This window comes from Pelagibius sp. (genome assembly GCF_965227505.1).
Classification (GTDB): Bacteria; Pseudomonadota; Alphaproteobacteria; order Kiloniellales; family Kiloniellaceae; genus Pelagibius.
Genome location: NZ_OZ245757.1, coordinates 3,681,029 through 3,705,000, shown reverse-complemented (window position 1 = coordinate 3,705,000; position 23,972 = coordinate 3,681,029). Strand labels below are relative to the sequence as shown.

The 23,972-nt window shown below is 66.7% G+C and carries 18 protein-coding genes (1 of these 18 cut by a window edge); 4 read left to right on the top strand and 14 right to left on the bottom strand.

The features are described 5' to 3' along the window. On the top strand, positions 1–995 hold the 3' portion of the coding sequence (locus tag ACO06P_RS17445; RefSeq protein ID WP_420346497.1) for a peptidoglycan DD-metalloendopeptidase family protein. 535 nt of this gene lie to the left of the window's left edge; the window shows 995 of its 1,530 coding nt (coding positions 536–1,530); the start codon falls outside the window, past its left edge; the stop codon is at positions 993–995. Positions 996–1,203: 208 nt separating this feature from the next. Continuing rightward, positions 1,204–1,836 carry a LysE/ArgO family amino acid transporter gene (locus ACO06P_RS17440; protein WP_420346496.1) on the top strand — a complete coding sequence of 211 codons (633 nt, stop codon included), beginning with the start codon at positions 1,204–1,206 and terminating at the stop codon, positions 1,834–1,836. A gap of 51 nt (positions 1,837–1,887) precedes the next feature. On the opposite strand, the gene ACO06P_RS17435 is transcribed toward ACO06P_RS17440, so the two are convergent. From ACO06P_RS17435 to ACO06P_RS17420, 4 genes are all read right to left on the bottom strand, one after another. Then, positions 1,888–2,769: a dienelactone hydrolase family protein gene (locus tag ACO06P_RS17435; protein WP_420346495.1), complete on the bottom strand. Its 882-nt coding sequence runs from the start codon at positions 2,767–2,769 to the stop codon at positions 1,888–1,890. 148 nt (positions 2,770–2,917) lie between these two features. Next, a complete protein-coding gene (locus tag ACO06P_RS17430; protein WP_420346494.1) occupies positions 2,918–3,565 on the bottom strand; it encodes a flavin reductase family protein in 648 nt (215 codons plus the stop codon). Positions 3,566–3,719: 154 nt separating this feature from the next. Then, the gene (gene clpB, locus ACO06P_RS17425) at positions 3,720–6,311 is read right to left on the bottom strand and encodes an ATP-dependent chaperone ClpB (RefSeq protein ID WP_420346493.1); all 2,592 of its coding nucleotides are present in this window, start codon (positions 6,309–6,311) and stop codon (positions 3,720–3,722) included. Positions 6,312–6,685: 374 nt separating this feature from the next. Further along, positions 6,686–7,726 carry a cytochrome-c peroxidase gene (locus ACO06P_RS17420; RefSeq protein WP_420346492.1) on the bottom strand — a complete coding sequence of 347 codons (1,041 nt, stop codon included), beginning with the start codon at positions 7,724–7,726 and terminating at the stop codon, positions 6,686–6,688. A 391-nt stretch (positions 7,727–8,117) separates the two neighbouring features. Here ACO06P_RS17420 and ACO06P_RS17415 point away from each other — a divergent pair, with 391 nt between their 5' ends. Continuing rightward, a complete protein-coding gene (locus tag ACO06P_RS17415) occupies positions 8,118–9,740 on the top strand; it encodes a BCCT family transporter (RefSeq protein WP_420346491.1) in 1,623 nt (540 codons plus the stop codon). A gap of 89 nt (positions 9,741–9,829) precedes the next feature. On the opposite strand, the gene ACO06P_RS17410 is transcribed toward ACO06P_RS17415, so the two are convergent. Beyond that, complete coding sequence (locus ACO06P_RS17410; protein WP_420346490.1) at positions 9,830–10,243, bottom strand: universal stress protein; 414 nt, start codon at positions 10,241–10,243, stop codon at positions 9,830–9,832. A gap of 563 nt (positions 10,244–10,806) precedes the next feature. On the opposite strand from ACO06P_RS17410, the gene ACO06P_RS17405 reads away from it, so the two are divergent. Next, positions 10,807–11,604: an MOSC domain-containing protein gene (locus ACO06P_RS17405; RefSeq protein WP_421938137.1), complete on the top strand. Its 798-nt coding sequence runs from the start codon at positions 10,807–10,809 to the stop codon at positions 11,602–11,604. Positions 11,605–11,686: 82 nt separating this feature from the next. Here the strand turns inward: ACO06P_RS17405 and ACO06P_RS17400 are convergent, their stop codons facing one another. From ACO06P_RS17400 to ACO06P_RS17360, 9 genes are all read right to left on the bottom strand, one after another. Then, positions 11,687–12,451: a DUF4167 domain-containing protein gene (locus ACO06P_RS17400; RefSeq protein ID WP_420346488.1), complete on the bottom strand. Its 765-nt coding sequence runs from the start codon at positions 12,449–12,451 to the stop codon at positions 11,687–11,689. A gap of 186 nt (positions 12,452–12,637) precedes the next feature. Beyond that, complete coding sequence (prmC, locus tag ACO06P_RS17395) at positions 12,638–13,588, bottom strand: peptide chain release factor N(5)-glutamine methyltransferase (protein WP_420346487.1); 951 nt, start codon at positions 13,586–13,588, stop codon at positions 12,638–12,640. Next, complete coding sequence (prfA, locus tag ACO06P_RS17390; protein ID WP_420346486.1) at positions 13,585–14,661, bottom strand: peptide chain release factor 1; 1,077 nt, start codon at positions 14,659–14,661, stop codon at positions 13,585–13,587. Before prfA ends, prmC begins: the two co-directional genes overlap by 4 nt. After that, positions 14,658–15,968, bottom strand: coding sequence for a glutamyl-tRNA reductase (hemA, locus tag ACO06P_RS17385; RefSeq protein WP_420346485.1), 1,311 nt, complete (start codon positions 15,966–15,968; stop codon positions 14,658–14,660). Before hemA ends, prfA begins: the two co-directional genes overlap by 4 nt. A 10-nt stretch (positions 15,969–15,978) precedes the next feature. Continuing rightward, positions 15,979–17,253, bottom strand: a complete 1,275-nt coding sequence (gene hisS, locus ACO06P_RS17380; protein ID WP_420346484.1) for a histidine--tRNA ligase — start codon at positions 17,251–17,253, stop codon at positions 15,979–15,981. Between the two features lie 17 nt (positions 17,254–17,270). Beyond that, positions 17,271–18,449: a flavodoxin-dependent (E)-4-hydroxy-3-methylbut-2-enyl-diphosphate synthase gene (ispG, locus tag ACO06P_RS17375; RefSeq protein ID WP_420346483.1), complete on the bottom strand. Its 1,179-nt coding sequence runs from the start codon at positions 18,447–18,449 to the stop codon at positions 17,271–17,273. A 219-nt stretch (positions 18,450–18,668) separates the two neighbouring features. Further along, entirely contained in the window at positions 18,669–20,162 is a 1,494-nt protein-coding gene (locus ACO06P_RS17370) for a helix-turn-helix domain-containing protein (protein WP_420346482.1), read from the bottom strand. 152 nt (positions 20,163–20,314) lie between these two features. After that, entirely contained in the window at positions 20,315–22,594 is a 2,280-nt protein-coding gene (gene ptsP, locus ACO06P_RS17365; RefSeq protein WP_420346481.1) for a phosphoenolpyruvate--protein phosphotransferase, read from the bottom strand. A gap of 84 nt (positions 22,595–22,678) precedes the next feature. Next, a complete protein-coding gene (locus ACO06P_RS17360; RefSeq protein WP_420346480.1) occupies positions 22,679–23,899 on the bottom strand; it encodes an aspartate kinase in 1,221 nt (406 codons plus the stop codon). Between the last annotated feature and the right edge of the window lie 73 nt (positions 23,900–23,972).

Below are 23,972 nucleotides of genomic sequence, written 5' to 3'. Positions count from 1 at the left end.
ACCTGGGACCGCTGCTGGCGATCAACTTCCGCCCGTCGCGCGAACGCGATATCGAGATCAGCCGCGCGCACCCCGACGAAGACTTTGCGGCCAATGCCGTCGACCGCCCGGTGGCCCGCCAGCTGGCCTATGCCCAGGGCACGATCCTGTCGAACCTCTCGGTCGCCGCGCGGGAGGTGAATGTCCCCAACCCCGTGCTGGTGGAGGCAATCCGCGCCTTTAGCTTCGACGTGGACTTCCAGCGGGAAATCCAGAAGGGCGACGACTTCGAATTTCTCTACGAGATCTTCGTCGACGAAGACGGCCTGCGGGTGCGCACCGGCGAACTGCTCTTCGCCGCCATGACGCTGTCGGGCAGCCGCACCGAGATCTATCACTACGAACGCCCCAACGGCGATACCGACTACTTTACGCCGGAAGGCACCTCGGTGCGCCGTTCGCTGATGCGCACGCCCATCGACGGCGCGCGCCTCTCCTCGGGCTTCGGCATGCGCAAGCATCCGATCCTCGGTTACTCGAAGATGCACAAGGGCACGGACTTCGCCGCGCCGCGCGGCACGCCGATCTATGCCGCCGGCAACGGCGTGGTCGAGGTGGCGGCACGCCGCGGCGGCTACGGCAAGTACATCCGCATCCGTCACGGCTCCAGCTACAAGACCGCCTACGCCCACCTCCACGGCTATGCCAAGGGCATCAAATCCGGCACGCGGGTGAAGCAGGGCCAGGTGATCGGCTACGTCGGCTCGACGGGGCGCTCCACCGGCCCGCATCTGCACTACGAGGTCATCCTCAACGGAAAGCAGGTCAACCCGCTGAAGGTGACCCTGCCGCGTGGCGATAAGCTGAAAAAGGATGAACTGGCCGCCTTCGCCGCTCACCGTGCCGAGGTCGACCGCCAAGTCTCCATCGCCATGGGAGGCATCCTCATGGTACAGAAGGCCTGCGAGGAAGCAGAGGTCGTCGAACAGGGCTCTGCCACCGACCGCGAATGCTAAGCGCAAGAACACTGGGCCTTTAAGGACGCTCGAACCATGGACTGCTGCCTGCTGATCGCCGGCTATCTGGAGAAACGCGCGCGACGCCGAGGCTGAAGCCGCCTGCGCCCGACCCTGGGGTCGGATCGCGCCCGCCTGAAGCCCATCGGTTGTCACGTCCTGTCCGGCACCCTTCTGCCGGACGGGCGTCTGCGGAGTTTCCCGATCCATGGTTCCCTACACGCTGGCAGCGCTCGAAGGCCTCGGCCTCGGCGCCAGCCTCATCATCGCCATCGGCGCCCAGAACGCCTATGTCCTGCGCCAGGGTTTGCGGCGCGAGCACGTCTTTGCCGTCGCCTCGCTCTGTTTCGTCATCGACGGCGGGCTGATCACCCTTGGCGCCGGCGGTTTCGCCAGCCTGCTGCGCGCCGTTCCCAGCCTGCCCGACATCGCCGCCTGGGGCGGCGCGGCCTTCCTGATCGCTTACAGTCTCAAATCCTTCCACGCCGCCCTCAGGCCCGGACGCCTCACCGCCGAAGACGGAGACGCGCCCGCAAGCACCGGGCTGCGCACGGCGGTGATGACCACCCTGGCGCTCAGCCTCCTGAACCCGCACGTCTATCTCGACACGGTGATCCTGCTGGGCGGCATCGCCGCCCAGTATGCGGGCTGGGAGCGCCTGGCCTTCGCCGTCGGCGCGGTGACGGCCTCGGGCCTCTGGTTCTACGGCCTGGGCTTCGGGGCCAAGCGCCTGGCGCACTTCTTCGCCCGCCCGCTGTCCTGGCGCCTGCTGGACGTTTTCGTCGGCTGCGTCATGGCGGCGATCGCCGCGGGCCTGATCATCGGCCAGCTCAGGAGCTAAGAAGTCGGGCGGCGGCGTCCGGGGCCGGAAACAGTCCCGGACGCTGTGCCGTCAGGCCAGATGCTCTTTGAAGAAGGCGATCGTGCGGCTCCAGGCCAGTTCCGCCGCCGCCTCGTCGTAGCGCGGCGTCGAGTCGTTGTGGAAGCCGTGACGGGTGCCGGGATAGAAGTGGGCTTCGTGGTCCACCTCGTTTGCCTTCAACGCCGTCTCGTAGTCCGGCCAGGTGGCGTTCACGCGCTCGTCGTCCTCGGCGAAGTGGATCAGCATGGCGGCCTGGATGCGGCCGACCTGGGCGCTGTCCGGCGCGCGTCCGTAGAACGGCACACCGGCGCTGAGATCGGTGCCCATGGTGACCGCCAGGAAGTTGGTGGTCGCACCGCCCCAGCAAAAGCCGGTGGCCCCCAGCTTGCCGGTCGAAAGCTCGTGATCCTTCAGGAAGCGCGCGCCGTTCAGCATGTCCTGGCGCAGCTTCGGCTGCTCCAGGGTACGCTGCATGGCCCGGCCCTCGTCGTCGTTGCCGGGATAGCCGCCGATGGGCGACAGGCCGTCCGGCGCCAGCGCCAGGAAGCCCTCGACCGCGGCGCGCCGCGCGACATCGGCAATGTAGGGATTGAGGCCGCGGTTTTCGTGGATCACCAGCACCGCCGGAAAAGGCCCGTCACCGCTCGGCTGCACGAGATAGCCGCGCATTTCGCCCGAGGTCCCGCCCGGCGAGGGATAGGTCACGTAGCGCGGCGTGATCCGCTCGTCGTTGAAGGAGATCGTCTCCGCCGCCGCATAGTCGGGCAGCATGGCCTGGGCCATGGCCAGGGCCGATACGCCGCCCACGGTGATCGCTCTGGCGCGGCTCAGAAACTCGCGCCGGTCGATCTTGCCGTGGCAGTAGTCGTCGTAGAGTGCGTAGACGCGGTCGTCGATTTTCTGGTCTGTCATCGCCCTGCCTCCCTATTCCCTGCGGCCCGACCTTCGGTACTGAGCCGATTGAAGACGGAAGCCTAGCAAGAGCGGCGACCCCTGCGCCAGCGGCCTTACTGTGGTTTCACGGGATCGTCATGAGAGGCAGGGCCATCGGGTAAGGGCGCTACTCGGCCGCATCCTCCAGCGGCCAGGCGGGCCGGGGCATGGCAAAGACCTCGTCGACCCGGGTGTAGTCCATGTAGCCGAGCCGCGCGATGGGCTTCAGCTTGGCCATGTCGACCAGTCCGTCGGTCAGGACCGACTCGTCGATGTGGATGCCGACAACCTGGCCGAAGACCACGGCATTGCGCGCGTCCGGGATGTCGGAGGGCAGGTCGACGGTCTGCAGATATCGGCATTCCAGATGAATGGGCGAGGCCTTCACCCGCGGCGGCTTCACCAGTTTTGACGGGACCATCTCCAGGCCCGCCGCCGCCGCCTCGTCCACCCCGGCGGGAGCCGGCGCGGAAGTCTTGTTCATCGCCTCGCGCAGATCCCAGGTGACGACGTTGCAGACGAACTCCCCGGTGCGCTCCGCATTGGCGAGGGAGTCCTTGGAGCCGTCGGGCGGGCCGTCGGCCTTGCGTCCGCCGGGGGCGAACATCACCACCGGCGGCTCGCCGGCCACGCCGTTGAAGAAGCTGTAGGGCGCAAGGTTCACCGCCCCCGCCGCGTTCACCGTGGTGACCCAGCCGATGGGCCGCGGCACGATGCAGGCCTTAAAGGGGTTGTGCGGCAACCCGTGGTCGCCGCTGCGGGTGTCGTAGAACATCAGGTAACCCTCAAGGCCGAGGCTGCACCTCGGCGCTTTTCGTTGGTTTTCGGCACCGGCCCGCTCCCCCTCCCGGCCACCCAATGCGATTATCCTATGGGTGGCCGGGAGGGGGAGCGGGCTGGAACCGCCTCGACGAAAGTCGAGAAACGAACTAAGCCGCCGCCACCATCTCGCCGTTGATCGCCAGCCCTTCGGCCCCGGCGGAGACGTTCACCGTGTCGCCGTCGCCGATCTTGCCCTCCAGGATCATGCTGGCCAGGGGGTTCTGCAGCTCGCGCTGGATGACCCGCTTCAGCGGCCGGGCGCCATAGACCGGGTCATAGCCGCGGTCCGCCAGCCAGGTCTTGGCCGGCTCGTCCAGTTCCAGGGTGATCTTGCGCTCGCCCAGCATGGCGTGCAGGCGGGCAAGCTGGATATCGACAATGCCGGTCATCTGCGGGCGCGTCAGGCGGTGGAACAGCAGCACCTCGTCCAGGCGGTTGAGGAACTCCGGCCGAAAGGCGGCGCGCACCACCTCCATGACCTCGCCGCGCACGGCATCGCTGTCCTGACCTTCCGGCTGGGCGGCCAGGATGTCGGCGCCGAGATTGGAGGTGAGGATGATCATGGTGTTGCGGAAGTCGATGGTCCGGCCCTGGCCGTCGGTCAGGCGCCCGTCGTCCAGCACCTGAAGCAGAATGTTGAAGACGTCCGGGTGCGCCTTTTCCACTTCGTCGAAAAGCACCACCTGGTAGGGGCGGCGGCGGACCGCCTCGGTGAGCGCGCCGCCCTCCTCGTAGCCGACGTAGCCCGGCGGCGCACCGATGATGCGGGCGACGGCGTGCTTTTCCATGTACTCCGACATGTCGAGCCGCACCATGGCCGTCTCATCGTCGAAGAGGAAGCGGGCCAGAGCCTTGGTCAGTTCCGTCTTGCCGACGCCGGTGGGCCCGAGGAAGAGGAAAGAACCGATCGGCCGGTTGGGGTCCTGCAGGCCGGCGCGCGCGCGGCGGACCGAGTTGGAGATAGCGACAATCGCCTCCTCCTGGCCGATCACGCTGCGACGCAGGGCGTCTTCCATGGAGAGCAGCTTCTCGCGCTCACCCTCCAGCATCTTGTCGACGGGGATGCCGGTCCAGCGCGACACCACCGAGGCGATGTCGTTCTCCGCCACCTCTTCGTTCAGCATGCGGTGTTCCTGGGCCGCCTCGGCGTCCTCGAGCTGTTTTTCGAGGCCGGGGATCACCCCGTACTTCAGTTCGCTGGCGCGATTGAGGTCGCCGTCGCGCTGGGCGATTTCCAACTCACCGCGGGACTGATCGAGCTGCTCTTTCAGCTTCTGGGCACCGGCCAGCTTGTCCTTCTCGCCCTGCCACTGGGCGGTCAGTTCCGCCGACTGCTTCTCCAGTTCGGCAATTTCCGCGGTGAGCTTCTCCAGGCGCTCCTTGGAGGCCTTGTCGCTTTCCTTCTGGAGGGCGTTCTCCTCGATCTTCATCTGCACGAGGCGGCGGTCGAGCTCGTCGATCTCCTCGGGCTTGGAGTCGACAACCATGCGCAGGCGGCTGGCGGACTCATCCACCAGGTCGATGGCCTTGTCCGGCAGGAAACGGTCGGCGATGTAGCGGTTCGACAGCGTCGCCGCGGCGACGATGGCCGCATCGGTGATGCGCACGCCGTGGTGCAGCTCGTACTTCTCCTTCAGGCCGCGCAGGATGGAAATGGTTTCCTCGACGCTCGGCTCCGGCACGAAGACCGGCTGGAAGCGCCGCGCCAGCGCAGCGTCCTTTTCGATATGCTTGCGGTACTCGTCCAGGGTCGTAGCGCCGACGCAGTGCAGGTCGCCGCGGGCCAGCGCCGGCTTCAGCATGTTGGAGGCGTCCATGGCGCCCTCGGCCTTGCCGGCGCCGATCAGGGTGTGCAATTCGTCGATGAAGACGATGATTTCCCCGCCGGCATCGGCGATCTCCTGCAGCACCGCCTTCAGGCGTTCCTCGAACTCGCCGCGGAACTTGGCGCCGGCCACCATGGCGCCGAGGTCGAGCGACATCAGGCGCTTGTCCTTCAGGGTGTCGGGCACGTCGCCGTTGACAATGCGCTGGGCGAGACCCTCGACGATGGCCGTCTTGCCGACGCCCGGCTCGCCGATCAGCACGGGATTGTTCTTGGTCCGGCGGGAGAGCACCTGCACGGTGCGGCGGATCTCCTCGTCGCGGCCGATGACCGGATCGAGCTTGCCCTCACGCGCCACCTCGGTCAGATCGCGGGCATACTTGGTCAGCGCCTCGTACTGGTCCTCGGCAGTGGCGGTGTCGGCGCGCCGGCCCTTGCGCATGTCGTTGATCGCCTGATTGAGGGACTTGGGCGTCACCCCGGCGGCGTCCAGCGCCTTGGCCGCATCGCTGCCCGGCAGCATGGCGATGGCCAGCAGCAGCCGCTCGGCGGTCACGTAGCTGTCGCCGGCTTCCTCCGAGAGCTTCTCAGCCTGGGCGAAGAGGTCGTTGGTTTCCTGCGCCAGGTAGAGCTGGCCGGCGCCGGCCCCTTCCACCTTCGGCTGCTTGGCCAGCGCAGCGTCCACGCCCTTGACCGTGGCTTCGGGTTTGCCGCCGGCGGTGCGGATCAGCTTGCGGGCCAGGCCCTCTTCATCGTCGAGCAGAACCTTCAGCAGGTGCTCGGGCGTCAGGCGCTGATGGTGTTTGCGGCTGGCGAGAGTCTGCGCGGCCTGGAGGAACCCGCGCGAGCGTTCGGTATAGCGATTGAAATCCATCTATATCCCCTTTCCCGCACCCTCGGATTCGGCATGCAGGTGAGCCAACAAAGTCTAACGTGGCGCCCGCGCCCGTCCTAGCGGCACACGGTCGCCGGAACCGGCCTCATGGGCCCGGCCCCTACAGGACATATGGGCTGTTGCAAAAAAGACACAAGTCCCATCTGGCGGCGATTTTTGACTGACTTTTCCGGGCTCCGGCCAAGGCGGCGCCCCTGCACCGCGGGCGGGTTCGAAGAGAGCACGGATGCGCCCCTGCTTCGACCCGCCGGCGGTGGTTCCGGAAAGGCACGCCCAGGCGTCAGGCACACCCAGGCGTCAGGCAAGCCCGCGTGGTGGGCTTGCCCCCCGGTCATCGGATCGTCAGCGGATCGTCAGCGGATCACCTCGGCCGTCGGCCGCGGGGTCTCCGCGGTCTCGGGAGGCAGGACAGGCACCGTCACCTCGGGCACCTCGCCGGTCAGGCTCTCAAGAAAGGCGACGATCGCTTCCGCCTCGCTGTCGGTGAGTTCTTCGCCAAGCTGCGACTCCGCCATGATCTGCACGGCCACCTTCAGGTCCCAGACCTTGCCGGAATGGAAGTAGGGCGCGGTCACGGAGACGTTGCGCAGCGGCGAGGCACGGAAGACGTACTCGTCGTCGATGGTCGCGGTGACCGCAAACCGCCCCTTGTCGCCCGGCGGCAGGATCTCCGCGCCCGGCTTCTCGATGAGGCCGAAGGGATAGTAGCCATGGCCGCCGACATTGACGCCGCTGTGACAGGCGGCGCAGCCCTTGTCGATGAACAGCACCAGCCCGTCCTTGGCCTCCTGCGTCAGGCCGTCGTCGTTGCCGTTCAGGAAGGCGTCGAAGGGACCGGGCGTGATCAGGGTGGCTTCAAAGGCCTCGATCGCCTTGGCCAGGTTGTCGAACGTGACGGGCTGCCCTTCCCCGGGAAAGGCCGCGGCAAACCAGTCCCGGTACTGCGGCATGCTCATCAGGGTCGCAATCGCGTTTTCCGGCGTGTTGGCCATCTCGACGCCGGCCTGGATCGGGCCCTTGGCCTGCTCTTTCAGGTCCTCCGCGCGGCCGTCCCAGAACTGCGCCTCGTTGAGCACGGCATTGAAGACGGTCGGGGAGTTGCGCGGCCCGATCTGCCAGCCATGGCCGATGGAGGTTTCCAGATTGTCGTCGCCCCCGGTCGTCAGGTTGTGACAGGAATAGCAGCTGAACACGCCGGAGGCCGAAAGCCGCGGGTCGAAGAAAAGCGCTTTTCCAAGATCGATCTTCTCCGGCGTGATCGGGTTGTCCCGAACGCTGGGGATCGTCGAGGGAAGCGGCTTGAAGTACTCCAGGGCGGTGTCGCGCAGTTCGTTCGCTTCTGCGGCGCCGACCAGGCAGGTGGACATGAAGAGAATGGTAATGAAGCGTTTCATCCTGACCTCCTTGAGCATCAGGAAAATGTCTTGATTTCAAAGCTTAAGGGCCTTGATTTAGATCAATTCTAATCTGTGACACGCTGTCGCATGCCCGCTCCGCCGAGGCCTTTCCGGCTCCGATGACGCGCCCGGAGCGGCCCGCGGGCCGCGCACCCGACGGGCAGCGACCGAAGATGTCGCAAATAGACAACGGGTAATACTGTGACGGACGATTAGACCGGCCGCCGGGTTTCTATGATCTCGGAGCCGTCACCCAGGAAAACGCCAAAAGAACACCCGGTGTTTCTCGGGCCTGTCGGCGGGTGCCGCCCGGAAAGAAGGCGGGACATTACTAGGATCATCGAACCGCACTATTTGCGGCTTCCTAGAGCAATTGAGGGGGACCCCTATGAGCAATCCAGAAACCACGGATTATGAAATCGGCCAGGACAACATACGTCCCTTCGGCCTCGATATTCACAACCCGGTTTTCGTCGTTTCGGCACTCACCATCATCGTTTTCGTCCTGCTGACGCTGGCCTTCCAGGAAGAAGCGACCGAATTCTTCGGTTGGTTGCGGCCGTTTCTGACATCGAACTTCGATTGGTTTTTCCTGCTTTCCGCAAACATCTTCGTGCTGTTCGGCGTCCTGCTGGTGGTGACGCCCCTGGGGTCGGTGCGCCTGGGTGGCCCCGATGCCAAACCCGAATACTCCTACCTCGGTTGGTTCGCCATGCTGTTCGCCGCGGGCATGGGCATCGGTCTTATGTTCTTCGGCGTGTCCGAGCCGATGTCGCACTTCGCGTCTTCGATGGGCGGCACCAGCCTGGAGAACGGCGTGCGGACAGACTGGGCGCCGCTCGGCGCGGCGGCCGGCGACGTGGAAGCCGCCCGCAACCTGGGCATGGCCGCGACCATCTTCCACTGGGCCCTGCATCCCTGGGCGATCTACGCCGTGGTGGCGCTGGCGCTGGCGTTCTTCGCCTACAACTACAATCTGCCCCTCACCCTGCGGTCAGCCTTCTATCCGATCTTCGGAGAGGCCGTCTGGGGCTGGGTCGGCCATGTCATCGACACTCTGGCCGTCTTCGCCACGCTCTTCGGCCTCGCCACCTCGCTCGGCTTCGGCACCGAACAGGCGCTGGCCGGCCTCAACTACCTTTTCGGCACGCCGACCGGCGACGGCGCCCGCGTGCTGCTGATCTCGGTCATCACGATCATTGCGTTGATCTCGGTGCTCCGCGGCCTGGACGGCGGCGTGAAGGTCCTCTCCGAAATCAACATCGCGCTGGCCGCGCTGCTGATGATCTTCGTCATCTTCGTCGGCCCGACCGCGGCCATCTTCGAGACCATCCTGGGCGGCGGTGTCGCCTATGTGAAGGAGGTGGTGCCGCTGTCCAACCCCTTCGGCCGCGAGGACGCCAACTTCTCCCAGGGCTGGACCGCGTTCTACTGGGCCTGGTGGATTTCCTGGTCGCCCTTCGTCGGTATGTTCATCGCCCGCGTCTCGCGCGGCCGCACGGTGCGGGAGTTCGTGATCTGCGTGGTCTTTGTGCCCACCGTGGTCAGCATCCTGTGGATGGGCGCCTTCGGCGGCACCGCCATCGATCAGGTGATCGCCAATCCGGAAGCCGCCGTGCAGTCCGCCTCGCTGGAGTTGAAGCTCTTCGAGATGCTGAAGGACCTGCCCCTGGCCTGGCTGACGTCGTTCCTCGGCATCGTGCTGGTGATCGTGTTCTTCGTCACCTCATCCGACTCCGGCTCCCTGGTGATCGACACCATCACCGCCGGCGGCAAGACGGATGCCCCGGTGTCGCAGCGCGTGTTCTGGTGCACCTTCGAAGGCCTGGTCGCTGCGGCGCTGCTGCTGGTCGGCGGTGCCGGCGCCCTGACCGCGCTGCAGGCCATGGCGGTTTCCACCGGCTTCCCCTTCACCATCGTGCTGCTGCTGATGTGCGTCAGCCTGTTCATCGGCCTCAACCGGGCACGCCGACAGGGAACCCAGGCAACGGCGCCGACCCAGGCGGAATAGCCGCCATCGGACACCCTGACTTCCAAGCCCCGCCGTCTCGGCGGGGCTTTTTCTTTGGGACGCACTGCGTGGGAGACGCGCGGCAAACCTCAGCGCACGACAAACACCGAGATGTCCGTATGGGAGGCCAGATAACCGGCGCGGGACGCGAAGACATGCTCGGTCAATCCGGGAACATGGGACGCCATGACGATGAGGTCTGCACCGATGGCATGGGCCTCGCGGCCCAGGGTCTCATCGAGATCCACGGCCGGGTCCGGGCTGGTGAGGGCATCCGCCGCAAAGGCCACGCCGTGCCTGGCGCTTTCGGCAGCGGCATAGTCCGCCAGCTTGCGCGCAAACTCCTCCGGGTTGTGGGCGACCGCGCTGGGCGCCGTCGTCGTCACCGCAACCATCTGCACCGGCGCCTCATAGACCTTCGAGAGATCCGCCGCCGTCGCCAAAGCCTTGTCGAGCTTCTCGGTATGCCCGAGGTCAACCGGAACCATGATTTTCTTGTACATACTGGCGTCTCCTCCCCCCTTTTCGCGGCCCCCACTTCACGGCCACTGTCTCGCGGCGACTCCGCGCGCCGGTTCTCTCGGCGTTCGATATGGCAGGGTAGGCAAGCCTCTGCCGCCACGGCCATGAGACAGGTCAAAGGCTCCCGACGCGCACAGTTCCGCCCCGGAGCAGATCCGGATTTGGTCGAACCGTCCCTGTGGTTCCAATGGGGCGATCCATCAAACCCCGTGAACCCGCTCTGGCGCCCAAACAAGAACCCCGCCGGGCCTTTCGGCCGGCGGGGTCGGGCATTGCCCAAAGTAGGATCAGGAGAGATCAATGCTTACCCCGCTGCGGGAAACCCGCGTTTCCGGCAGCGGGGGCGGCCATGACAGGCCGATCGCCCCGAATTCCCGGAAGCCGCTGACTCAGCAGCGAAAAGCATGGTCGGACGCTACATCAGCCAATCTGCAATTGCAACTCATTATCAATCTCACAGATGGCTTTTTCCGGACCCATGCCCCTTGGTATCAGGGCCGCTGCTTGACTCTCCCAGGTCGAAAGCGCTTAGGTGCACCGCAACATGAATGAAAGAAACGCGATGACCGCACGCGTCGAGCAGATCCATCGTTTTCCGGTGAAGGGCCTGAACGCCGAATCCCTGGAGTCGGTCGTCCTGACCGCGGGCGCCGGCCTGCCGGAGGATCGGCGCTTTGCCCTGGCTTACGGCCTGACCACCGGCGCCAAGCGCGGTTTCTTTCAGCTGACCACAGAGGAAAAGCTGGCCCAGTTGAGGGTCGCCTACGACGCGGCGGCCCCACTGCTCACCATTCACCGCCAGGGCCGCCAGGTGGTTTCGGCCAACCCCTGCGACCAGACCGGCCGGATGCTGCTCAATCAGTTTTTCGCCGGCTTCTTTGCCGGGTCGCCGCGCGGAGCACCGTCGTTTCAGCAGGTCCGGGGTCCGGCGGCCTCAAGCGAGTCCTCGGCTGAAGCCCTGCCGGAGGCCGTATCCATCATCAATCTGGCCAGTGTGCGCGACTTTGAGCGGGTCGCCCGCACGGCCGTAGACCCGCGGCGCTTCCGCGGCAACATCCTGATCGACGGCCTAGCGGCCTGGGAGGAGTTTTCCTGGCTGGGGCGTGAACTCGTGGCCGGAGAGGCGCGCTTGAAGGTCACCGAACGGACCGAGCGCTGTGCGGCCACAAACGTCAATCCCGAGACGGCCGAGCGCGACATGAACATCCCCCTCACGCTGCGCAAGGGATTCGGTCACATGGACCTGGGCGTCTATGCCGAGGTAACGCTGGGCGGCAGCGTGAAGTGTGGCGACGGACTGGCTCTTGCCGGGGCCGCAGCGGCAGATCTGCCGTTCAGCTGACACAGCAGCCTGCGGGGCAGCTTAAAGGGCAGCGCGTTCACCGCTGCGGACAAAGCCTTCGCGAGATGTCGACAAGGCCTGATCAGGCCGATGCGGGATCGCTTTCCGCTTCGCTCGGCGCGCCTTCTTTGGTCGTGCTGTCTTTCGACGCACGTTCCTTCGGGGCCCGCTCTTTCGGTGCGCCGTCTTTCGGGGCGCTGTCTTTCGAGGCGCTGTCCTTCGCGCCGACATCCTCTTGATCGCCGCTGCGTGCCTTGCGTGGCCGTCCGCGCCGCTTGGGGGCCGGCTTGGGCGCCGCCTCTTCCTGTTCGGACTGCGCGGCTGCCGGCACGATCAGGGTCTCGGCGTTCTGGCCATTCTGGGCACCGTCGGAGCCGTTGTGATGCTGGTCCCCATGTTCCGCCGCGACTTCGACGGCTTGGGCATCGGCCGGTTGTTCGACGACGAGGCTTTCACCGCCGGCGGTCTCCTCCGCTTCGCCATTGACGTGGGCGACGGCCGCTCCCTCGCCGGCCGCCGCGGCGCGGCTGTCGGCGCGCGCGTCCGTGCGGGCGTCTGTCCGGGCGTCCGGGCGCCGTTCGGGGCGCTGCGGATCGGTGGAGTCGCTGAGTATCCGGAAATAGTGCTCGGCGTGCTGGAAATAGGCTTCGGCGGCAATCCGATCGCCGGCCGACTGCGCGTCGCGCGCCAAGGTCAGGTATTTTTCGTAGACCTGCCGGGCATTGCCTCTGACCCGTCCGTCTGGTCCGTTGCTGTCGTAGGTATGGGGCCTCGAAGGCCCACCCCCATGTTGCTTGCGATTGGTTCGGCCACGAGGCCGACGTCCATTGTTGGAACCTTGTCTCATCGTTCGCTTGCTTCAGAATGGATAACGTGCCGCCCGCGCTTCCGAAATCCAGCACGGATCAACTCCGCGAGCTGTAAACCACACACAGGTTAATTTGGGGTGGTTGCGCGTCTCCCGAGACGCTCGGAGCCCCTTGGCTCGGCTCCTTCAAGGTAGAGGCCTTTGACCCTTATTCCAACTCTTTTTTTAACCTGTTTGCCGCGAATCCGAAGGGCTCCCGCGACTTTTGCGCGCCTGCGTGGCAAGAACGCAACGCGCGGTCCCGGATAGGTCACAGGCCGTCTCCAGACCCGTAAATCCGGCTGCGCGGAGGAGGCCGGAAACCGCCTCCGCCTGGCCGGCGCCGACCTCCAGAGCGAGCAGTCCGAGAGGCCGCAGCCCGGCAGCCGCAGCCGGTATGAGGCTGCGGTAAGCGTCCAGACCGTCAGGCCCGCCGTCGAGGGCCGCCCGGGGATCATAGCCCGCCACCTCCGGCGCGAGGGTGGCAATGTCCGCGCTGGGAATGTAGGGCGGATTGCTGACGATGACGTCCCAGGCACCGGCCGCATCGACCTTGTCCGGCGGGCACGGCAGACCGTGCTCCCATGATCGCTTCTGAAAGCGTGCACGATCCGCCAGACCGAGATGCCGGGCGTTGCGTTCGGAAAGCGCCACAGCGCCCGGCGCCGCATCGATGCCGACACCCTCCGCCGCGGGCAGTTCGCTCAGCAGCGCCAGGAGCAGACAGCCGGAGCCGCAGCCGAGATCGAGAATGCGCAGACCGCCATCCGCGCCGCTTCGCTGCGCATCGCGTCGCAGCCGCTTCAGCACCGCTTCCACCAGGGTTTCGCTGTCGGGGCGCGGGTCGAGGGTTTCCGGCCCCAGCAGAAAGTCGAGGCTCCAGAACTCGCGCCGGCCAAGAATGCGCGAAACCGGCTCGCGCCGCTCCCGGCGCAGGATAGCCGCCTCGCAGCGGCACGCTTCCTCGTCGTCGAGCGCACGTTCGGGATGCGCAAGCAGCAGTTCCGGCCCGGCCCCCAGCAGACTACAGATCAGCAATCGCGCATCCCGCCGCGGGCTCTCGACCCCGGCGCTCCGCAGGCGCGCCGCGGCCGTGTCGACGGCTTGCGCCAGCGTGACCGGTGCGCTCAGCCTCACTGCAGTTCAGCCAGCTTCGCGGCCTGGTCATCGGCGATCAGGGGATCGATCAACTCGTCCAGGCCCTCGCCCGTCAACACCCGTTCAAGCTTGTAGAGCGTGAGGTTGATACGGTGGTCGGTGACGCGGCCCTGCGGAAAGTTGTAGGTGCGGATGCGCTCGGAGCGGTCGCCGCTGCCGACCTGGCTCTTGCGTTCGGCCGCTCGCGCATCGGCCTGCTGCTGGCGCTGGACCTCGTAGAGCCTGGCGCGCAGCACCTTCATGGCCTTGGCGCGGTTCTTGTGCTGCGACTTCTCATCCTGGCACTGCACCACCACACCGGTTGGCAGGTGGGTGATGCGCACCGCCGAATCGGTGGTGTTCACGTGCTGGCCGCCGGCCCCCTGGGAGCGGTAGGTGTCCACACGCAGGTCCTTGTCTTCGATGTGGACGTCCACCTCCTCGGCTTCCGGCAGCACGGCGACCGTGGCGGCCGAGGTATGGATGCGGCCGCCCGATTCGGTGACCGGAACCCGCTGCACCCGGTGCGCGCCCGATTCGAACTTCAGACGCGCGAAAACGCCGCTGCCGGTGATCGAGGCGCTGGCCTCCTTGTAACCGCCCAGTTCGTTTTCGGAGGTCTCGATGAGTTCGAAGCGCCAGCCCCGCTGCTCGGCGTAGCGCTGGTACATGCGCATGAGATCGGCCGCGAAGAGCGCGGCCTCATCGCCGCCGGTGCCGGCCCGCACCTCGAGAATGACGTTGCGGGCATCGGCTTCGTCCTTGGGGATGAGCAGCAGCTTCAGATCCTGCTCGAGGGTCGGCAGACGAGTCTTCAGGCTTTCGAACTCTTCCTCCGCCAGCGCCCGCATCTCGCTGTCCGACTCCGGATCGGCGATCATTTCGGCGAGGTCGGCCATTTCGGTCTGTGCCGAGCGCAACGCCTCGATCCCCTCGACCACCGGCGTAAGGTCGGAGAACTCCTTCAGCATCGCGGTGTGCTCCGGCGATCCCGGATTGGCGTGGGTCGCCACCAGGTTCTGCAGCTCGTCATAGCGGCTGAGCACACGGTTCAGGTTTTCGTCGAGGTTCACATATCCTCCTCAGGCTCGTCGCCGGACGCCCTCAAATCAAAAAGCCGCCGCAGACTGCGCTCCAGCGCCTCCCCGGCGGCCGGGTCGCTGCCCGCGGTGTGGCGCAAAGCCTCGGACGGGCCGTGCAGCAGCCTGTTGATCAGCAGCCGGGTGGCCGCCTCGGCGTCACCCGGTCCCTGGGCCAGCACATCCCGGCGCACCGCCTCGAAGTGTTGGCGGAGGGCAGTGACCGAGGGCGCAGCGCTGCGCTCCGCTTGAGCCCGGCAAAAGCGCTCCAGTTCCTCTTCCACCACCGCCCAGGCCATGGCCTCGGCGGCGGCGCGGCCGCCGGCCTCGCTCTGCGCAAGCCGCTCCAGGTCGTCGAGGTCGTAGACGAAGGCGCCGTCGAGCTCCGCCACGGCGGGTTCGATGTCCGACGGCACACCGGCGTCGATCAGCAGAATCGGGCGCCGGCGCCGGCGTTTCAGGGCCGCCTCGACCTGTTCGGCGTTCAAGGTGAACCGACCGGCGCTGTTGTCGGAGATCACGATATCGGCTTCGGCCAGATGATGGTCCAGCATTTCCGGTGGCGCGAAGTTGGAACCGAGGCGCCGCGCGACCGACTCGGCCCGCAACGGCGAGGTGTGCATCACCAGCAGATGCTCGATTCCGGCGGCCAGGAAATCGCCCGACAGCATTTCGCCCATCTCACCGAGGCCCAGCCACAGCAGCTTGAGCGCATCGAAACGCCCGTGCAGGTCTTCGGCGACCTGTCGGGCCACGAGCGTCATGGAACTGGTCTGCTGACCGATCGGGGTTTCGCTGCGCACCCTCTTGGCGGCTGCAAAAGCCGCCTGCAGGACACCGTCCAGCAACGGGCCCGAGAGGCCGGCGTCCCGGCTGGCGCGGTAGCACTGCTTCATCTGACCCAGGATCTGCGGCTCGCCGACCACCAGGCTGTCCAGCGAGGCAGCAACCGCGAAGAGGTGGCGCAGGGCCTCCGTCCCGCTGTGGCAATAGCTCTGGCCGGCCAGATCCACCGGAGAGATCTCCGCCGTCCGGGCGATGCGCTGCAGCAGCTGCGCCGCCGGCTCGCACTCCGCTCTGCCGATCACCGCGAACTCCAGACGCTCGCAGGTGGCGATCGCCAGGGCCTCTTCCCAGTCGGGGCCGCGCAGGACCTCCAGCAGCGCGGCCTGATCCGGCTCCTCATCGAAAAAGCGCCCGCGCAGGGCTGCGTTCACGCTGCGATGGCTGACTCCAACCAGCGACAGGCGCCGAAGCTTGTCGGCGCTCGCCGCGGCCGTGGTGCTGTCGCCCTCCGCCATCGCCGGCCCGCTAAGCCAGGCGGGAGAGGCGCTCGGTCAAGGTCTTGAGCGAGACGAGCTCCTGCTCTCCCGAATCGAGATCGCGCAGGGTGGCGCTGTCGGCGGCCAGTTCCTCATCACCCAGCAGCAAGGCCGCACGGGCGTTCATCTTGTCGGCACGCTGAAGCCGCTTTTTCAGGTTGCCCGAATAACCCAGCTCGGCGACGAAACCGGCATGGCGCAACCCCTGTGTCACCTTCAGCGCCGTCGCACCCGCCGCCTCGCCCACCGGCACGACGACGATCGGCCGCGGCGCAGGCGCGGGTTCCGCCGTCAGCATGGCAAGCCGTTCGACACCCGCCGCCCAGCCGACCCCCGGCGTCTGGGGGCCGCCCATGGTCTTGATCAGGCCGTCATAGCGCCCGCCCGCCATGACCGCGGACTGCGCGCCGAGGCGGTCGGTGGTGAACTCGAACGCCGTGTGGCAGTAGTAGTCGAGGCCGCGCACGAGACGCGGGTTGAGCCGATAGGCGATCCCCAGGCCATCCAGCCCCGCCCGCACGGCGGCAAAGAAGTCCTGGCTTTCCGGGTTCAGATAGCGCTCGAACAGCGGTGCGTCTGCGACCAGCCTGCGGTCCCCTTCATCCTTGGAATCGAGGATGCGCAGGGGGTTGCGCGTCAGGCGCTCGCGGCTGTCCTCGGACAGGCTGTCGCGGTGATCGGAGAAATAGGAAACCAGCGCCTCACGGTAGGTCGCCCGGCTGTCCGGATCGCCGAGGGTGTTGAGCTCCAGCACCACGGCGTCCTGCAGGCCCAGCGCCTCCAGAATCTGCGCACCGCAGGCGATCACCTCGATATCGGCCTGCGGCTGTGGCACTCCGATCAGTTCCACGCCGAACTGGTGGAATTGGCGCTGGCGGCCCTTTTGCGGCCGCTCACGGCGAAACATCGGGCCGGCGTAGAAGGCCTTCATCGGCACCTGCTGCGCCAGACCGCCGGAAATGAAGGCGCGGGCGACGCCGGCGGTGTTTTCCGGCCTCAGGGTGATGCTGTCGCCGTCCGCAGCGCGCGTATCCTGATCGCGGGCCGCGCCCGGAGCGAAGGTGTACATCTCCTTGGTGACGATGTCGGAGGTATCGCCCAGGGTGCGTTTGAAGACCTCGGTGAATTCGAAGATCGGGGTGGCCATTTCCTGAAAGCCGTAGCGCGCGGCGATCTCGCGCGCGCAGTCCACCACCGCGCGGTGGCGGCGCATGGCATCGGGCAACAGATCGTGCGTGCCCCTGACGGGCTGAAGGCTGCTCAAGATGATCTCCGGGAAGGCTAAGAGGCCGCGGCGGCCGGCGTCGGGTCTTCGTTGCTCGCGCCGGGCTCGGCGCCCTGCGCCGCTGCCTCTTCGGCGGCCTTGGCCGCCTCGATCTCGGCCGCCTTGCGCTCCACCATCTCGACCAAATGATCGACGATGTTGTCGTCTTTCAGGCGGTGGTCCGGCAAACCGTTGACATAGACCTGATGGGTGCCGCGCCCGCCGCCGGTGAAGCCGATGTCGGTCATCAGCGCCTCGCCTGGCCCATTGACCACACAGCCGATCACCGAAACCGTCATCGGCGTGGTGATGTGGGCCAGGCGTTTTTCCAGCACCTCGACGGTCTTGATCACTTCGAACTGCTGACGCGCGCAGGACGGACAGGAGATGACGTTCACCCCGCGGTGGCGCAGGCCGAGCGACTTCAGGATGTCGAAGCCGACCTTCACCTCTTCGACCGGGTCGGCCGAGAGCGAGACCCGGATCGTATCGCCGATGCCGGCCCAGAGCAGGTTGCCGATGCCGATGGAGGACTTGATGGTTCCCGTCTGCAGGCCCCCGGCCTCGGTCACGCCGAGGTGCAGCGGATAGTCGCAGGCCTCGGCCAGGGCGGTGTAGGCCGCCACGGCCAGGAAGACGTCGGAGGCCTTGCAGGAAATCTTGAACTCGAAGAAGTCCTCATCTTCCAGGATGCGCGCGTGGTTCAGCGCGCTCTCCACCATCGCCTCCGGACAGGGCTCGCCGTACTTCTCCAGCAGATCGCGCTCCAGGGAGCCGGCGTTCACCCCGATACGGATGGAGCAGTTGTTGTCCCGCGCCGCCTTCACCACCTCACGCACCCGGTCGCGCGAGCCGATGTTGCCGGGGTTGATCCGCAGGCAGGCGGCGCCCGCCGCCGCCGCCTCGATGCCGCGGCGGTAGTGGAAATGGATGTCGGCGACGATGGGAACGGTGACTTCTGGAATGATCTTCTTCAGCGCCGCGGTCGACTCCTCGTCCGGGCAGGAAATCCGCACGATGTCGGCGCCGGCCACCTCCAGCGCGCGCACCTGGGCGATGGTCGCCGCGACGTCGCTGGTCAGCGTGTTGGTCATCGACTGCACGGTAATCGGTGCATCGCCGCCCACCGGCACGGAGCCGACGTGAATCTGGCGCGATTTCCGCCGGTAGATGTCCCGATATGGCCTAACGCTCATGCAGTCCTTCCTGACCCGCCCCGTCGCTGCCTGGCGCCCTGTGACGAAGGACCGGCAGGCTTGCGGCAAGGGGCTCGGCCTCAGCAGCCGCCATTGGGTATAGATGGCTATGCCCTCGGGCGAGAAGATGCGCCGAATTGCCGCAAACTTCAAGGCTGGCCGGAAGTTTTGCAGAGCCGCGGTGGCGGCCCCTTTGCAGGGCGAAAAGCCGCGCTTCGCCTAGCGGCCGGCGCCCGCAACCAGTTGGTCGGGATCGAGCGGGATGTTGCGGCGCACTGCGCCCACCGGCCCGAGCGGCGCCAGGGGCGTGCCGTCAACGAGGATTTCCAGGCCGCCGGCGTTGCCGGTCAGCAGCGTCAGGTCCTCCTGATTGGGCACCCGGTAGCTGTCGCCGACCCGCAGAACGCGGGTCAGGAGCAGCGTACCCTCGCGGTCGCGGACCTGAACCCAGGCATCCTGGTTGGCGCGCAAGACAACCCGGGCATCGGCATTATCGCTGCCGTAGACCTGCGGTTCCTGGTTGACCAGGAAGCTGTTGACCGGGGCGCTCTCCGGCGCCGAAGGAATGGCGTAGGCCGTCTGATCGCTGTCCCCCGACGGCGCGGAGCCCCGCGGCTGCGGCGCAACGCCGCCATCCTGCAGGTTTTCTGCCGGCGCTTCCGGCTGACGCAGGACGATCGCCGGCGCGGGCTCGGCAGCCTGGGGGACCACCGCATCCAGCGGCGCCGTGATCACCGGCGCTTCGGCAACAGAGCTATCGGCTGCAGCGGTATCCGATGCGGCGGTATCCGATGCGGCGATATCCGATGCGGCGGGCGCTTCGGACGGACGCGCCGGCGCAGCAGGCGCCGCGGACTGGGTGCCCTGCTGGGTGCCCTGCCGGGTGTCTTGCTGGGTTTCCGGGGCAACCTCCGCCTCGACCGGCGCAGTCCCGGCAGGCGCCGTCTCAAGCGGCGCGGCCCCTGTCGAGGACGCTTCGGCCGCCGACGATTCGGAAGACGCCTCGGCGGTCGCAGCTTCGCCCGGCGTCGACGCCACAGCGCTCTCTGCGCCCTCGGCCACTGCCGCCGGGTCGGCGGGAACGGCTGACGCAGCCGTTGCGCCGTCTTCGTCCGCGGACGCGGCAGCCGCAGGGGCGCCCGCCGGCGCCGTGGCGGAAGGATCGCCGGATGGATCAGAAGCGGCCAGTTCCTGCAGGCGTTCGGGCACCGGCGCGACAAGGTCGGTGATGGTCTCGCCCTTGTTGGAAAGGTAGAACCAGACGCCGTAGGCGCCTGCGAACAGCAGGGCGGCGACCAGGAAGACGGCCCCGCCGGGCATCTTGCCCTCCGGCGCCGGCGTCGGGAAATGCAGCTTGGTCTGCCCGTTCAGGCCCTGCACCTCGTTCTTGAAGCGTTCGACGATGGTGTCGCCGTCAAGGCCGAGAAACTCGGCATAGGTCCGCACGAACCCCACGGCATAGGTGGCGCCCGGCAAATTCTCGTAATTCGCGCGCTCGATGGCGTCCAGGTAGGAATAGCGGATGCAGAGCACCTGGGCGATGGAGCGCAGGTCCTGACCGTACTGCTGCCGCGCCCTGATCAGGGTGTCGGCAACAGTCTCCCCCTCCAGCTTCTGGGCAATGGTGATCTCCGGGGAGGTCTCCGACTCACTCTCGGAGATCTTGTCGGGATCGATGAGTTTGGGCTCACGTTTCTTGGCTGTCTGGGCCACCGATTCTCACCAGGTTTGCTTTCGGGGCAGCGAAATCGCCCGCTTGCGCGGACACCCGGAAAACGTCCTCCGCCGGACCGCGCGCAGGAGCCAGACTGACCGGCGCCCCTACCCCGTCAAGTTAACAATTTTCTCTTCGCCGCAGCAACGCGTTAGATGGCGATGTTCCGCTCGATCGCATAGGACCTTAACGGTTCCCGGATACTGTGATCGGGTAAAGTTAAGAATTGATTGATGGCATCGCCGAGCGCCTGCACATCGAGACTGCGGACCATCGTCTTGACCGGGCCGACGGCGCTCGGCGTCATCGACAGGCGGCGCACGCCGCACCCGAGCAGCGCCATGGCCTCCAGCGGGTCGCCGGCCATCTCGCCGCAGACGGTAAAGGGCACACTCTGCGCCTCGCACTGGCGGGCGATATCGCGCACCAGGGTCAGCATGGCCGAGGACAACGGGTCGTAGCGGCGGGCCAGCCGGGGATTGCTGCGGTCCGCTGCGAAGAGAAACTGCAGCAGATCGTTACTGCCCAGCGACAGGAAATCGCAGAGCGGCAGCAACTGATGGAGCTGCAGCGCGAGTGCCGGCACCTCCATCATGGTGCCCACCCGCACCGCTTTGGGCAGCGCGCCGCCCAGGGCCGTCTCGCGGTCCATCTCCCGCTGCAGGAGCGCCCGCGCGGCGGAGAACTCCGCGACGCTGCTGATCATCGGGAACTTGACGTAGAGCTCCTGCCCCACTGCCGCCCGCAACAGCGCCCGCAGCTGCTGGCGCAGCAGCGCCGGCCGGTCCAGCCCGATGCGAATGGCCCGCCAGCCCATCGCCGGGTTGTCCTCATGACTGCCGCGCCAATAGGGCAGCAGCTTGTCACCGCCAACATCCAGGGTGCGAAAAACCACCGGCTTGTCGCCGGCGTGCTCGAGGATCCGGCGATAGATGTCCGCCTGGGTTTCGACCCCGGGAAAGGAGTCGCGGATCATAAAGGGAACCTCGGTACGGTAGAGCCCGATGCCTTCGGCGCCGGCATCGCCCAGGTGCGTCAGGTCGATCATCAACCCGGCATTGATCAGCAGCGCGACGGACTGCCCATCCTGCGTCACCGACGGCAGATCGCGCACCGCGCGGTACGCCGCCTGCTGGCGCTTCTTGTTGGCGATGCTCTCCTGAAAGCCGGACCGCACCGAAGCGCTCGGCCGCAGCAGCACCTGACCGCTCTCGCCGTCGACGATGACCGGATCGCCCTCGCCGGCCTGCGTGGCGATGCCCTCGCAACGCCCGATCATCGGGATCTGCAGGGCACGGGCAACGATGGCCACGTGCGACGTCGGCGCACCCTGTTCCAGGACGACGGCGCGCAGACGGTTCTGGTCGTAGTCGAGCAGCTCCGCCGGACCGAGATCGTTGGCAATCAGGACCATGTCCTCTGGCAGGTCTTCACGCCGCTTCTCGTCCAACCCCAGGAGGTGGTGGAGCAGGCGGTTGCCCAGATCTTCCAGGTCGGCCAGGCGCGCGCGCAGGTAGGGATCCTTGATGCTCGCCATGCGCGCCCGGGTCTCGTTCTGCACCTTCTGGACCGAAGCCTCCGCCGTCAGCCCGCCGCGCACCGCATCATGCATGCGCCGGCGCCAGCCGCGGTCGTCGGCAAACATGCGATAGGTCTCCAGCACTTCCCGGTGTTCGCCCGCGACTGCCACCTCCTGGCGCGCCAGCATGGCATCCAGAGCGTCGCGCATTTCGCTCATGGCCGCGTCGAGGCGCTGGCGCTCGGCTTCGGGGTTCTCCGCCACAACCTGGGAAATCACGATGCCGCGGTGATGAGGAACCGCCACGCCGATGGCAATGCCCTGGTTCAGGGTGATGCCGGTGAGGCGCGCGGGCATCAATTCGCTCTCGCCGCCGCCGGAGCCCGCAGTCCGCTCCAGCAGCCGGTCGCCCGCCAGAAGTTCGGCGAGCACCATGGCGACCGTCTCCAGGGCCTCGACCTCCTCCTCGTCGTAGCTGCGCTGGGTGCGGTTCTGAACCACCAGCACGCCGAGCACGCGCCCGCTGCGCATGATCGGCACGCCCATAAGGGAGTGGTAGACCTCCTCGCCGGTCTCCGGCCGATAGGCGAAGTTCGGGTGGCCCTGGGCATCGGCCAGGGCCACGGGTCGCGCCTGGGCCGCAATCAGGCCGACCAGGCCCTCGTTCACCTTGAGCCGGGTCATATGCACCGCGGCGGGCTTCAGCCCTTTGCTGGCAAAAAGCTCCAGAACCTCGCCGCTGCGCATGGCATAGATCGAGCAGACTTCGGCAACGATGTGCTGGGCGATCAGATCGACAACCCTGTCGAGCCGCTCCTGACTGCTGCCGCCGGCCTTCATGAGGTCGCGCAGCAGGCGCAGGAGACGCCGCGAACCGGCCCAGCCGTGGTCGATATCCGAAGGCGCGGTCATTCCGGCTCAGTCCGTCTTTGCGAAATCGCTTCGGCGCCACTGCGCGCCGGCAGTATGTTCGGTTCCCGGCGAACCAAACATTCCCTAAGCCGCGTCCAACCCGTAAGCGCTGTGCAGGCCGCGCAGGGCAAGCTCGGTGTATTCCTCGGCGATCAGGACCGAGACTTTGATTTCCGAAGTCGAAATCACCTGAATGTTGATCCCCCGGTCGGCAAGGGCGCGGAACATCTGTTGCGCGACGCCGGCATGGCTGCGCATACCGACCCCGATGACCGAGACCTTGACCACGTTGGGATCGGACAGCAACTCATCGAAGCCCAACTCTTCCTGGTTGCCGCGCAAGACTTCTTCGGCGCGTTCCAGATCGGCCTTGCTCACCGTGAAGGTCAGATCGGTGCGGTCGGTCTCCGCCGAGATATTCTGCACGATCATGTCGACGTTGATGGCTGCATCGGAAAGCGGGCCGAAAATCCTGGCGGCGACCCCGGGCTGGTCGGGAACCCTCAGCAGAGTGATCTTCGCTTCATCGCGGCTGTAGGCGATCCCACTGACGACGGCTTGTTCCACGATCTCTTCCTCATCGACGACCAGGGTTCCGGGGGCATCCTCGAAGCTGGAGCGCACCTGGATGCGGACATGGTGCTTCATGGCCATCTCCACAGAGCGCGTCTGTAGCACCTTGGCCCCCTGGGAGGCCATCTCCAGCATCTCCTCGTAGGTGATTTTATCCAGCTTGCGGGCCTTCGCAACGATGCGCGGATCGGTTGTGTAGACGCCGTCCACGTCGGTATAGATATCGCAGCGGTCGGCGCCGAGAGCCGCCGCCAGGGCAACGGCCGAGGTGTCGGAGCCGCCGCGGCCCAGCGTGGCGATGCGCCCCTGACCATCGACCCCCTGGAAACCGGCCACAACGGCCACCTGGCCGTCGTCGAAGCGGCGCTCCATCTCTTCGACGGCGATCTCCTGGATCCGCGCGCTGCCATGGGCATCGTCGCAGCGGATCGGGATCTGCCAGCCCATCCAGGAACGGGCGGAAACGCCCAGGTCCTGCAGCACAATGGCCAGCAGCCCCGCGGTCACCTGTTCGCCCGACGAGACCACCACATCGTATTCACGCAAATCAGCCAGCACGGCCGCATCGCGGACCAGGTCAACCATGCCGTTGGTGACGCCGGCCATGGCCGAGACCACCACGGCAACCTGGTGGCCCTGGTCGACCTCCGCCTTGATCCGCCGCGCGGCATTGCGGATTCGGTCCAGGTCGGCAACGGACGTGCCCCCGAATTTCATGACGATACGGGCCATCGACGGTCCTGACTCTTACCTGGGTTCGGCTGCGCACCCGGCGGGCAAGTACTTCAAATGGCTGCACAACCGG

Bases quoted from the DNA above. Each gene is read 5' to 3' on its own strand.
- ispG (WP_420346483.1), bottom strand. From the start codon at position 18,449: ATGAGCGTTAGGCCATATCGGGACATCTACCGGCGGAAATCGCGCCAG.
- ACO06P_RS17415 (WP_420346491.1), top strand. From the start codon at position 8,118: ATGAGCAATCCAGAAACCACGGATTATGAAATCGGCCAGGACAACATA.
- clpB (WP_420346493.1), bottom strand. From the start codon at position 6,311: ATGGATTTCAATCGCTATACCGAACGCTCGCGCGGGTTCCTCCAGGCC.
- ACO06P_RS17405 (WP_421938137.1), top strand. From the start codon at position 10,807: ATGAATGAAAGAAACGCGATGACCGCACGCGTCGAGCAGATCCATCGT.
- ACO06P_RS17430 (WP_420346494.1), bottom strand. From the start codon at position 3,565: ATGTTCTACGACACCCGCAGCGGCGACCACGGGTTGCCGCACAACCCC.
- ACO06P_RS17410 (WP_420346490.1), bottom strand. From the start codon at position 10,243: ATGTACAAGAAAATCATGGTTCCGGTTGACCTCGGGCATACCGAGAAG.
- ACO06P_RS17435 (WP_420346495.1), bottom strand. From the start codon at position 2,769: ATGACAGACCAGAAAATCGACGACCGCGTCTACGCACTCTACGACGAC.
- ACO06P_RS17360 (WP_420346480.1), bottom strand. From the start codon at position 23,899: ATGGCCCGTATCGTCATGAAATTCGGGGGCACGTCCGTTGCCGACCTG.
- ptsP (WP_420346481.1), bottom strand. From the start codon at position 22,594: ATGACCGCGCCTTCGGATATCGACCACGGCTGGGCCGGTTCGCGGCGT.
- hemA (WP_420346485.1), bottom strand. From the start codon at position 15,968: ATGGCGGAGGGCGACAGCACCACGGCCGCGGCGAGCGCCGACAAGCTT.
- ACO06P_RS17440 (WP_420346496.1), top strand. From the start codon at position 1,204: ATGGTTCCCTACACGCTGGCAGCGCTCGAAGGCCTCGGCCTCGGCGCC.
- ACO06P_RS17420 (WP_420346492.1), bottom strand. From the start codon at position 7,726: ATGAAACGCTTCATTACCATTCTCTTCATGTCCACCTGCCTGGTCGGC.
- ACO06P_RS17400 (WP_420346488.1), bottom strand. From the start codon at position 12,451: ATGAGACAAGGTTCCAACAATGGACGTCGGCCTCGTGGCCGAACCAAT.